We start from the raw sequence: 8,507 nt of genomic DNA, 5'->3' as shown, positions 1-8,507 counted from the left end.
TACAGCTCAGCTAAGGTAAGGCTAATACAGATAAGGACTCCACTGAACCCCACCGATTAAATCGCACCTTCCTTAAGAACAGTAAAAGAAGTCTTAGGCTGGGTGTTGTAGGTTCTGGTGAGCTTATTGTTTCTTTCCTTACTTGGTTGATTTCTACAGTTAATCTCCCATAACCATTTATCATACGATTCATATCATTATCAGTTGCTGATTCTGACACAAAGAAAAAATCGTAGTCTTTAACACAGATGCTATCTCCGTTTTCAAGAGTAAACTTTATTCCATGTTTATTTACTTCAATGTCTTTAACCATACAGGTCATAAATGGTACGTTTTTGTTAGCGTGAAATAGCGTAATGATTTTAATATTATTCATCCTTTGATTTCCCTTTTTGTTTTATTTTTTAATACCATATTTATTTTATGAAAATCAAATTTAACTTTTGGACAATAACGTTTTTCGTATTGTTTTAATCTTCTTTTGAAAAGATATTTATCTTATGAGCTAACGCTCATGTGCTATCGAAAACGATGAATCTGTTTTCATTCCGCACGGCTACGCCCTAACTCTGAAATATATATTTCTATTTTGATGAGGTGATTTTTCAATATTGATAGTGAATAGAGGGAAGATCTTTTCCAGATCATTCCATCAAAAATAACAAAATTGATCCTATGTTTAAACATAGCATTACCGCGATAACATATAGCATTTGCTCTTAAACGTATAGGAAAACTATATTCAAAGAAGCAGCACTTAGTGATTGTCCAAAACAATCACATAGCTGGAACAGGGCTTGCCCCTGTTAGTGATAGATTTATCCAGAAAAGATCGCGGCGACAGCCGCTAATAAAGTTAAAAGTAAATTTCATTCTTTACGACAATACTATGATTATGAATTTAGCAACAGGAAGCAGCGCTTCGTGATTGTATGAAACAATCACTTCGCTGAAAATGAGTATCAAGAAAACCACATATTCCCACGTAAAACACTCGCACATAAAAGTAAAGGAAAACTGGACTCTCTTAACTTCTTACTAATTATTTAATTATAAGCACTGTCCCAGCCCAATAAAATCAAGGCTTCGCACCTTTTTTTGCTATGTTCAAACATAGCAGATACCTATGTGCGCACATAGATCCGTCCTATGTTCGAACATAGCAAGATCTATGTTTGAACATAGGTTTTTTAACATATAGCAATATCATAATAATAAAAGTTCTATTTTATTTATAGTTTAACTATTGACTTTTATTTTTCTGCATAGTATTAAAAATAACAGAATAAAAACTATAAGAGAGAATAATATGAATACTAATGACACTGAACTACTTCGCTTATTTGAAACATTAACCACAGAACAAAAGATTGATATCGCAAAGCACTTGCTGCAAAACAAAGATATAAAATCAACTACAGTCATAGCAACAGAAGAAGATAAATCGATATCATTTGCACAACCCTATATTTTTGCTTTTACTTCTAACTTTCGTGTTTTTTCTGATCTGGATATATCGAAGAATGAATTCCGCGTATTAACTTATATTTTAGAATACATGGAGTTCGGAAATCTTATCAACCTTTCACAGTCATCACTCTGTAAAGCGTTGAATATCGCATCTGGGAATATGTCAAACATATTTAAAAAGCTAAGACAGAAAGGCATTCTCGTTGAGCATCATGGACACCTGTATATTAACTCGAATATTTTCGCTAAGGGCATGAGCCATCAACTTGATGAGAAACGTAAAGAGCATTTAAGTAATGCCAGAAGCCTTAATGCTGAGATTGAACAATATCCAGACAACTATACTGATTACTCAAAACAAGAAAGACGAAACTTAGCTTTAGAAACTGAAACTAAAGAAATCTATACTGATGCATTTATTTTTAGTAAGAAGAAAAAGAATAACGCTGTTCCCAATGCTAAAAACAGTATCCAGATCGATAAACCCCGAAAAGTTTACAGACGAACAAAGGAAAATGAAGCAGAAAGAAAAGACTTGGCTGAGGAAACATTTGGCATTGAAGACGCCAAGACCTAAAATACATTGATTCAATCCTTGGCTAAATTTGACACTTTCTCTATATCCCTTAACATATAAATATAACAATCATTAATAACGAGGTATTTATGAGAAATGTAAAATTAGACAACAGCGATTTATTAGCATATTTTGATACTATTGAAAAACTTAAACAACAACCATCAATGGACGAATATCGAGAAGAGTATTTCAGATTGCGTGAAGATGACTCTGTGCCACAATATAAACTAAAAGAATATTACTCGGCCCATACGGAACTACGTAGGTTGGATAGAAAAAGAAAGTCTCTTATGGATTCTTTTATTGAAGAACTCAATCCTATAAGTTTTTCAGCAGCCAACATATCTGCGAAAAAAATATCAGGGAATCTTGATAAGTTTTATGAACGTAAGCTTTATGGAAAAGCGATTGTAGAAAAAAGTGATGAAGAGATTGTATCCCTAATTATAAAACAGCGCACAGAGGCAGCACTTGAGTTTCAGCGTTCTGTTGAGCAGAGTCTTGAACAGCTTTCCAGTATTTCATCAGATTTTGGAGCATCGAATACAAAACGTAGGAAAATGGCTGTTTAGGGAAGGTGCGATTTAATCATTCATAGTTCTGTTTAGATAAAGATCATGACTACTTCCTTTATCTGAATATATAGAACCCTACATTGACTTCTATATACCATTAAACCTATTAAATATTTTTAACTTCCAATATTCAGAACCTTCCTCTTTCTCTCGAAGATTAACCTCAAGATTCTTCATGATTAGCGCTTTTACTCCTTGGTTATGTGCTGCCATTACTTTGTTAAAGAGTTCTTTTTCATCTATATCCTCCCGTTTTTCTTTTCCTGTTCCATTCACTTTTTTGTAGTAATCGAAATCATCGAACAGATTGTTTATTTGTATTTTAAGTGCCTGTCCCACACACTTTTCATTTTCAATGATCATTACCGCTTCATTATGAAAACCATATGCTATTTCGTATATGAAATCGCAATATAATGATAAGACCGTGCAAATAGCAAAAAACATTGATTCATTTTTTTCGTATAATACCACATCATTCATATCATATTCCTCTTGTAATCGATGTACAGCCCCATTACGGGGCCACGTAATCTAAATCAGTGAGTAGATAACAACTCTGCCCATGATTTCTTAATCTATTTTTATTTTGATATTATTTACAAAACTCCCATGAATGCCGGACCAGACGTTCCGCTACCTCTTCAAAGTTTACTTCTTCAAGCTTTCCTTCCAGACATTCACATTGGATAATGATGTAAAAATTTTTACTGATATGCTCAATAACATTGCCGATGAAAACACACATAAAACCCGCATCATATACCAAGTATGAGACATTATCAGAGGCCATATCCTGCATAACCTTCCAACTAGCCTCAAACGAACGCTCTGCAATATTATAATACGTTTCTGTAGATACATTTTTAATTTCAAAAATTTTACTCATAGTTACGCCTCACTATTAAATGATATTTGTTTGTTTTTTATTTTTCGCCCCATGAATGAGGCTAAAAATGATTTATTAAATAACGTTTTTATCTTCGTTTGTGATTAACACGTAATGTTATCAACACCACCTCCTTATCAACCATTTTTACTGAATGCCCTTGTTCAAAGTACTCCCATCTGACTACCTTTTTAAAAGATGCGCTCGCATTCTTAATACAATCCTTAAAAATACCCTCCATGAATGCATCATCCTCCATTAACATCTCTGCTTCATCGGGTCGGACTTCCTTAAGCGTATTTATTTTCATTTCATAAAACAAACCTGCCATATGCATAAATACTTTTTGAGATTCTTTTATCAGTTTTTCACTCATGTCTCTACCTCTTGATTTATATTACAGACTGTTTATTTGCGCTGATTTCTATTCTTTTGTAATAAAGAACATAATCATCACCATTAAAGCATTTAATCAAAAACTCATGATAACTACTTAGTATAGTTTTAACCTCTGGAACTGATATGTGTTTAATCTTTATCTCTTCAGCACTTTCAAACCATTCCTGTAGCGTGAGATTAATAATATCCATTATGAATATCTCCCTGTAAAATCCATCCTTCATTTTTTTCAGAAATGCATCATCACTTAGATTAAAGTATAAGTAATGTATTAACTCGTTATAGGTATTTACAACATCAGTAGCAAAGTTTGCTGTCTCAGCATTACTTGCGGATATTTTAACGGGTATTTCATTCCAGCCTAAACATTTTTCGTTCATATTTTCCTCTCTCATTAATAGTTAGTACGATACGCAGAGTAAATAACTCTCAGATTCCTTCTCACCTCATCCAAGAACAGATGATATTCTTTCCCTTTATTATCTTTCATTGATTCAGCAAACTCTTGTTTTGTTCGTTCGATCACTTTTCCAATCACTTCTTCAATATAAAGTCGGTCTTTAAAATGACGCTCATAATCATTTCCCATACAATCAATCATGACCTGAAGATGTTTTCTAAAGTTATTTATTGCCATTTCCATAAATACTTCTGTCTCATCATTCGTAACAGTCACCACACAAGGCAGTACGTTTTTATTTTTCATCTTAACCCCTCATTGTTTAATAAACTTTTTTAGATATGATTGCGAGAATCAGAAATGATTTTGTAAATCCATTCATCAATCTCACTTTCAATAAATGCGATAGAGCGCAATCCGGTTTTTACTTGCTTAGGAAATTTACCCGCTCTTATTAAGGTATATATCCACGTTTTACCAAACCCTGTTCTTCTTTTTACTTCCGGTAAACGAATCAGTTTCGGATGTTTATCTGTTTTGTTTTGAACCATATTTATCTCCTGTGTTATTCGATGGAGATAATTCTAGGCGTTTGGCTGGTTCTAAACTAGGGATGTTCACCAACCGTGAGTTTCGCGGAAATTTTGGAGGGATACTCTTTATAGGGACGTTCGCAGATTGTGAACATCCCTTGTGTTTACTTTTTGTTTTTATCCGAGGATTTATCGTTAAGTGTTATCACATCAACGATACCCCAATCCTTCAACATATTATTTTTAATGTAAAAATCATTTAAAACCTTGAAGTACTCATCGTTATCAAGATAACTTTTCGCGTAATCATAATCAGTATCTTTGATGTTCTCACTACTTCTGACCCCATTATTACCATGCAGGATGTCAGCTAAAATGGTGAAAGGTATGTTCTTACCTTCGTTGTAGAGTTGTTCCCATGAGATCAAATCCATCAAAGGGATAACTTTGTAATCAAGTATTCTTTCAAAGGTCTTATGACCGAACCTAAATTTTCGTTTCGGGGGTTTAGGCGTTTTCAGGTGCTTTTGCCATAGAGCAATCAGTACTTTCAGATGTTCTGCGAGATCGTCACTGCTGGCTTCTTCTAAGTCAATTTCAATCAGCATCTTGTTAGCAGGGTTCATGCCTCCTTGTTTCAGATACTCAGAGATGTAGTCCGAACTCACTGCAACAGGATCTGTTTGATCTGAATTCTCTAGCCGATACATAGCCCGCCCATAGTTGAACAATTTAACTCTGGTCATTGGTTTTACAGCATAGCTATGTGACAGTCTGTGATTGTCTGAAATCCAGTTTGATTTAAGTATCACATCACCACATCGGATTGTGGCATCATGGTATATCGCTTGCATTTGATTATCTTTGCCTGCTGTTTCCCATTGTTGTCTTGTTTTGTAAGCCAACATCCGTCTTTCAAGCTCTGCATAGATTTGTTCTAAGGTGAGGTCTTTCAGGCCATCATATCGGCGTACATCAAACCAAGATAACGCTGCCCTGATTTCTTCCATTTCCTTTTGTGTAGTCATTGTTCTACCGATTGCTTTTGTGTTTCCTAAACGTTAGCCCATTCAACATGATAGAGAAAGTGGAAAAGAGGAGCGGGTTTTCAAAATGGTGTGAGCACAGTAAGTGACCTTGGAGATCAGTGCTTTCACCTTGACTAAATATGATTTATTTAATAAAAATTAACTAATTGTTTTTCAACATTTATTTGAACAAAAATAACGACAACATCATATTGATAATGAAAGTAAATCTAGGTGCGTATAGTTAGATGATTATGACAACAACCAATTGTTTTTAATTGACATTTTTACCAAAAGAAAACAATAATAATGGTAAATATGTTGGTAAAAATATGGATAAGTTTAACAAAATCAGTAATAACAGGAGATGTAGATGAAGTTCGAGTCCAGTCAGAGGAGCCAAATTCTTGCTTTCATGCCGCTCTGCGAATCCCTATGTGATTTAGATTCAACAAGTTAGCGTGAAAAGTCATCCCGATGCATTTTCAGTTTTCCCTCTGCATCGGGAGAATTTGGTGGTCAGATTTGGGGTCAAGTTGGTTCGATGACGGAGTGACCCCCAAATGTCTCTTAACGACTCAAAAATCCGCAACTTAAAACCATCCGCAAAACCCTTCAAAGTTTCCGATTCTCACGGTCTGTACCTGCTGGTTAATCCAGGCGGTTCACGTCTCTGGTATCTCAAATACCGTATAAATAGAAAAGAAACCCGCCTCGGCCTAGGTGCATATCCAGATGTATCTTTAGCCGACGCTCGTCAGCAGCGTGACGGTATCCGCAAGTTGCTGGCACAGAATATCAACCCCGCACAACAGCGCTCTGCTGAAAGAGCAACTGCGTTGCCAGAAGAAACCTTCAAGTCTGTTGCACTGAGCTGGCATAAAAGCAACAGAGCATGGTCTGAGAATCATGCCGTCCGTCTGCTCGCCAGCATGAATAACCATATTTTTCCGATCATTGGGCATCTACCTGTTTCTGAACTAAAACCACGTCATTTTATCGACCTGCTGAAAGGGATTGAGAAAAAAGGTTTGCTGGAAGTGGCGGCACGAACCCGACAGCATATGTGCAACATCATGCGTCATGCCGTGCATCAGGAGTTGGTTGAACACAATCCGGCAGCAAATCTGGACGGCATTATCGCCCCTCCCGTTAAACGTCACTACCCTGCCCTTCCACTCGAACGACTACCGCAACTGTTGATCCGCATTGAGGACTACAAGCAAGGACGAGAATTAACCCGCCTGGCAGTATCACTCACCCTGCACCTGTTCATCCGTTCCAGCGAATTGCGTTTCGCCCGCTGGTCTGAGATCGATTTCAGAAACAAGATTTGGACCATTCCTGCCACCCGCGAAGCTATCCCCGGAGTCCGCTATTCAGGGCGTGGTGCGAAAATGCGCACACCACATATCGTTCCTCTCTCCCATCAGGCCATCACTATTTTGAAACAGATACGGGAAATATCCGGGCATCAGGAACTGGTATTTCCCGGTGATCATAATCCCTTTAAGCCGATGTGCGAAAACACGGTCAACAAGGCGCTGCGACTGATGGGTTATGACACGAAAGATGAAGTTTGCGGTCACGGATTTCGGGCAATGGCCTGTAGTGCGCTGATGGAATCTGGCCTGTGGTCACAGGATGCCGTTGAGCGTCAAATGAGTCATCAGGAGCGCAATAGCATACGGGCGGCTTACATCCACAAGGCTCAATATTTGGATGCCCGTAAGACGATGATGCAATGGTGGTCGGATTATCTCGACAGGTGCCGGGAAGATTATGTTGCACCCTATATTTATGTACTGCAGGTAACTATTGCTTAAGCGTCTGAATGAAAATCGGCCGAAAGAGCAGCTTTCGATCGGGGGGCTGCTTTTAATTTTAACGTAAAAAAACCACCGTAAAGTGGCTACTGTCCGAACAGTAATCACTTCAAGTTAAGAAAAATATAACATAGACACTCGAACCTGGGAAACAAACCTGATAAAATTGGCCTGAAAGACCATACACCTAACTAAAAAAAAATTTCACTGCAACATTTACCGCGCCATAAAAACCAACATCAATACTCCGCATAGAGTACCCAAGGATTTAAAGGAAAGTTTCATTTAGAAACCTTCATTTAAATGAGAATGATTAACCCTTTTGGCTTGCCACCTGCTTTCAGATATGTATTTAATGCATCATATTAACTCTAATTGCTAATCTTTTAAATGGATAGCTCTCATCCGTCACATCGATAGCTTGAAAACAATAAATATTACTTCTCAATATATTGACGTTACGCTCCGGCTTTGAACCTGTTAAAATCCGACATCAAGAACAATCTGACGAAAAATGATAGAATATATTAATTAACAGGAGGAATTCATTATGTCAGTTAAAGAAATAGCAAAACTTGCAGGTGTATCTGTAGCTACAGTGTCGCGCGTGTTAAATAACTCAGCAACAGTTAAAAAATCAACATCCGAAAAAGTTTCAAAAATCATAAATGATCTTGGTTATCAGCCTAATATACTGGCCAGGCAACTGAGAACATCAAAAACATCGATGATCTTAGGGAAGGTGCGATTTAATCGTCAGTTATGAGAACATAAGGCTTTCTTTGCCATAGATTTTTCACGATGCCC

Annotated in this window: 11 protein-coding genes and 1 pseudogene; 4 read left to right on the top strand and 8 right to left on the bottom strand. The window is 36.8% G+C overall.

Annotated elements, in window-relative coordinates:
• Positions 1-10 precede the first annotated feature (10 nt).
• Positions 11-376 carry a hypothetical protein gene (locus ACSZO4_RS23465; RefSeq protein ID WP_437891483.1) on the bottom strand — a complete coding sequence of 122 codons (366 nt, stop codon included), beginning with the start codon at positions 374-376 and terminating at the stop codon, positions 11-13.
• Positions 377-1,309: 933 nt separating this feature from the next.
• Here ACSZO4_RS23465 and ACSZO4_RS23460 point away from each other — a divergent pair.
• Positions 1,310-2,047: a DNA-binding protein gene (locus tag ACSZO4_RS23460; protein WP_437891482.1), complete on the top strand. Its 738-nt coding sequence runs from the start codon at positions 1,310-1,312 to the stop codon at positions 2,045-2,047.
• Positions 2,048-2,136: 89 nt separating this feature from the next.
• Positions 2,137-2,622, top strand: a complete 486-nt coding sequence (locus ACSZO4_RS23455) for a DUF4756 family protein (protein ID WP_437891481.1) — start codon at positions 2,137-2,139, stop codon at positions 2,620-2,622.
• 90 nt (positions 2,623-2,712) lie between these two features.
• Here ACSZO4_RS23455 and ACSZO4_RS23450 read toward each other — a convergent pair whose 3' ends face one another.
• The 7 genes from ACSZO4_RS23450 to ACSZO4_RS23420 all read right to left on the bottom strand — a co-directional run bounded on the left by ACSZO4_RS23450 (position 2,713) and on the right by ACSZO4_RS23420 (position 5,874).
• A complete protein-coding gene (locus ACSZO4_RS23450) occupies positions 2,713-3,108 on the bottom strand; it encodes a hypothetical protein (RefSeq protein ID WP_437891480.1) in 396 nt (131 codons plus the stop codon).
• Between the two features lie 112 nt (positions 3,109-3,220).
• Positions 3,221-3,514 carry a hypothetical protein gene (locus ACSZO4_RS23445; RefSeq protein ID WP_437891479.1) on the bottom strand — a complete coding sequence of 98 codons (294 nt, stop codon included), beginning with the start codon at positions 3,512-3,514 and terminating at the stop codon, positions 3,221-3,223.
• A gap of 88 nt (positions 3,515-3,602) precedes the next feature.
• Entirely contained in the window at positions 3,603-3,890 is a 288-nt protein-coding gene (locus tag ACSZO4_RS23440) for a hypothetical protein (protein WP_437891478.1), read from the bottom strand.
• Between the two features lie 16 nt (positions 3,891-3,906).
• Positions 3,907-4,293, bottom strand: a complete 387-nt coding sequence (locus tag ACSZO4_RS23435) for a hypothetical protein (RefSeq protein WP_437891477.1) — start codon at positions 4,291-4,293, stop codon at positions 3,907-3,909.
• 14 nt (positions 4,294-4,307) lie between these two features.
• On the bottom strand, positions 4,308-4,619 hold the full coding sequence (locus ACSZO4_RS23430; RefSeq protein WP_097312120.1) for a hypothetical protein: 312 nt from the start codon (positions 4,617-4,619) through the stop codon (positions 4,308-4,310).
• Positions 4,620-4,648: 29 nt separating this feature from the next.
• Positions 4,649-4,864: a helix-turn-helix transcriptional regulator gene (locus tag ACSZO4_RS23425; protein WP_000250489.1), complete on the bottom strand. Its 216-nt coding sequence runs from the start codon at positions 4,862-4,864 to the stop codon at positions 4,649-4,651.
• Positions 4,865-5,010: 146 nt separating this feature from the next.
• Positions 5,011-5,874, bottom strand: coding sequence for a DUF6387 family protein (locus tag ACSZO4_RS23420; RefSeq protein ID WP_437891473.1), 864 nt, complete (start codon positions 5,872-5,874; stop codon positions 5,011-5,013).
• 563 nt (positions 5,875-6,437) lie between these two features.
• Here ACSZO4_RS23420 and ACSZO4_RS23415 point away from each other — a divergent pair.
• On the top strand, positions 6,438-7,700 hold the full coding sequence (locus ACSZO4_RS23415; RefSeq protein WP_145538613.1) for a tyrosine-type recombinase/integrase: 1,263 nt from the start codon (positions 6,438-6,440) through the stop codon (positions 7,698-7,700).
• A 550-nt stretch (positions 7,701-8,250) separates the two neighbouring features.
• Positions 8,251-8,436: pseudogene (locus ACSZO4_RS23410) on the top strand (LacI family DNA-binding transcriptional regulator); the annotation flags it as partial.
• Positions 8,437-8,507 lie beyond the last annotated feature (71 nt).

This window comes from Phytobacter sp. V91, assembly GCF_965644225.1.
In the GTDB taxonomy this organism is placed as follows: Bacteria; Pseudomonadota; Gammaproteobacteria; order Enterobacterales; family Enterobacteriaceae; genus CBFFRJ01.
This window is presented reverse-complemented; position numbering and strand designations above follow the sequence as displayed.

What these genes read in the sequence shown, in the direction of transcription:
- ACSZO4_RS23445 (WP_437891479.1), bottom strand. Translation starts at nt 3,514, where the DNA reads ATGAGTAAAATTTTTGAAATTAAAAATGTATCTACAGAAACGTATTAT.
- ACSZO4_RS23420 (WP_437891473.1), bottom strand. Translation starts at nt 5,874, where the DNA reads ATGACTACACAAAAGGAAATGGAAGAAATCAGGGCAGCGTTATCTTGG.
- ACSZO4_RS23460 (WP_437891482.1), top strand. Translation starts at nt 1,310, where the DNA reads ATGAATACTAATGACACTGAACTACTTCGCTTATTTGAAACATTAACC.
- ACSZO4_RS23435 (WP_437891477.1), bottom strand. Translation starts at nt 4,293, where the DNA reads ATGAACGAAAAATGTTTAGGCTGGAATGAAATACCCGTTAAAATATCC.
- ACSZO4_RS23450 (WP_437891480.1), bottom strand. Translation starts at nt 3,108, where the DNA reads ATGAATGATGTGGTATTATACGAAAAAAATGAATCAATGTTTTTTGCT.
- ACSZO4_RS23465 (WP_437891483.1), bottom strand. Translation starts at nt 376, where the DNA reads ATGAATAATATTAAAATCATTACGCTATTTCACGCTAACAAAAACGTA.
- ACSZO4_RS23425 (WP_000250489.1), bottom strand. Translation starts at nt 4,864, where the DNA reads ATGGTTCAAAACAAAACAGATAAACATCCGAAACTGATTCGTTTACCG.
- ACSZO4_RS23415 (WP_145538613.1), top strand. Translation starts at nt 6,438, where the DNA reads ATGTCTCTTAACGACTCAAAAATCCGCAACTTAAAACCATCCGCAAAA.
- ACSZO4_RS23440 (WP_437891478.1), bottom strand. Translation starts at nt 3,890, where the DNA reads ATGAGTGAAAAACTGATAAAAGAATCTCAAAAAGTATTTATGCATATG.
- ACSZO4_RS23430 (WP_097312120.1), bottom strand. Translation starts at nt 4,619, where the DNA reads ATGAAAAATAAAAACGTACTGCCTTGTGTGGTGACTGTTACGAATGAT.
- ACSZO4_RS23455 (WP_437891481.1), top strand. Translation starts at nt 2,137, where the DNA reads ATGAGAAATGTAAAATTAGACAACAGCGATTTATTAGCATATTTTGAT.